Source organism: Kitasatospora sp. NPDC048296 (assembly GCF_043201815.1).
Classification (GTDB): domain Bacteria; phylum Actinomycetota; class Actinomycetes; order Streptomycetales; family Streptomycetaceae; genus Kitasatospora.
Map to the genome: position 1 here is coordinate 1 of NZ_JBICZB010000187.1, position 2,159 is coordinate 2,159.

Here is a 2,159-nt window from a genome sequence, read left to right on the forward strand (position 1 = left end):
CGCCCTCGCCACCACCCACACCCACGGCCACCCCGTCAACTGGCCCACCACCAGCCACATCCACACCACCCTCCCCACCTACCCCTTCCAGCGCCGCCGGTACTGGATCGACACCGTGGCCACGCCCAGCACGCCGGACGCCGCCCCTGCCCCCGCCCCGGTCCACGTCCCCGCATCGGCCGGGGAGGAGGAGCCCGAGGACGCCGCCGAGCTCACGCCCGCGCAGCGCCTGGCCCGGCTCAGCGGCGAGGAGTTGGAGACCACACTCCGGGACCTCGTGCTGACCACCATGACGATCACCCTCGGGCACGTCACGCCCGAGGCCGTCGACACCTCCGCCGCCTTCCGCGAGCTGGGCTTCGACTCCGCCCTCTCGCTCGAACTGTGCACCCGGCTGTCCCAGTGGACCGGCCTGCGCCTGCCCGCGGGCCTGCTCTACGACCACCCGACGCCGACCGCCCTGATCCGTCACCTCCAGGCCGAGTTGTCGGACGACGTCGCGGCCGTGCAGGTCGTCTCGGCGATCGCGAACGACGAGCCGATCGCCGTGGTCGGCATGGCCTGCCGCTACCCCGGAGGCGCCAACTCCCCGGAAGAACTCTGGCAGTTGGTCGCCGAGGGCCGGGACGCGATCGGCGGGTTCCCGACCGACCGCGGCTGGGACGTCGACGGCCTCTACGACCCCGACCCCGCACACGCCGGCACCACGTACGCCCGCACGGGCGGATTCCTGTACGAGGCGGCCGGGTTCGACCCGGAGTTCTTCGGGATCTCGCCGCGCGAGGCAACCGCCATGGACCCGCAGCAGCGCCTGCTGCTGGAGACCTCCTGGGAGGCCCTGGAGCGGGCCGGCCTGGACCCGGCGGACCTCGGCGGCCGACCGGTCGGCGTCTTCGTCGGCGCCATGTCCCAGGAGTACGGCCCCCGGCTGCACGAACCCGCCAACGGTATGGAGGGCTACCTGCTCACCGGCAGCACGGTGAGCGTGGCGTCCGGCCGCATCTCCTACACCTTCGGGTTCGAGGGCCCGGCCGTGACCGTCGACACGGCCTGCTCGTCCTCACTGGTCGCCCTGCACCTTGCGGCCCGGGCGCTGCGGCAGGGCGAGTGCTCGATGGCACTTGCCGGCGGGGTGGCCGTCATGGCGACACCGGGCATGTTCGTGGAGTTCAGCCGGCAGCGCGGGCTGTCACCGGACGGCCGCTGCAAGGCCTTCGCAGCGTCCGCCGACGGCACCGGCTGGGGTGAGGGCGCCGGGCTGGTGCTGCTGGAGCGGCTGTCGGACGCGCAGCGCAACGGCCACGAGGTTCTGGCCGTGATCCGCGGCTCCGCGATCAACCAGGACGGTGCCAGCAACGGCCTCAGCGCGCCCAACGGTCCGTCCCAGCAGCGCGTCATCCGGCAGGCACTCTCGGACGCCGGGCTCAGCGCGGCGGACGTGGACGCCGTGGAGGCGCACGGCACGGGCACCAAGCTGGGCGACCCGATCGAGGCGCAGGCACTGCTCGCCACCTACGGGCGCGAGCACACTGGCGAACGGCCTTTGTGGCTGGGCTCGTTGAAGTCCAACATCGGCCACACCCAGGCGGCCGCGGGCGTCGGCGGCATCATCAAGATGGTCATGGCGATGCAGCACGGCGAGCTGCCGCGCACGCTGCACGTCGACAAGCCCACCCCGCACGTCGACTGGACCGCCGGCGCGGTATCCCTGCTCACCGAGAACCGTCCCTGGCAGACCGAGGGCCGCCCGCGCCGCGCCGCCGTCTCGTCGTTCGGGATCAGCGGGACGAACGCGCACGTCATCCTGGAGGAGGCACCCGCGGCCGAACCGGTCGAGGTGGTCGAGGTGGTCGAGCCGGCCGGGGAGCCGGAGTCCGAGCTGCCGGTGATGTGGCCGCTGTCGGCGAAGAACGAGGACGCCCTACGCGACCAGGCCCGCCGCCTGCACATCTGGATCACCGAGCACCCCGACAGCACCCACCGCGACATCGCGACGGCCCTGCGCCGCCGGGCCGGGTTCGACCACCGCGCCGTCGTCGTCCCGGCCGACCGTGCCACCGCCCTCGACGCCCTGGCCGCCCTCGCCGACGGTCAACCCCACCCCGACCTCGTCACCGGCACCGCAGCCGTCAGCGGCAAGACCGTGTTCATCTTCCCCG

The 2,159-nt window shown here is 73.2% G+C and carries 1 protein-coding gene; it reads left to right on the forward strand.

Going from position 1 to position 2,159, the window contains the following annotated elements; genetic code table 11:
• The coding region (locus ACGF12_RS38345) for a beta-ketoacyl synthase N-terminal-like domain-containing protein (RefSeq protein WP_393041214.1) at positions 1-2,159 on the forward strand (2,159 nt) is incomplete at both ends.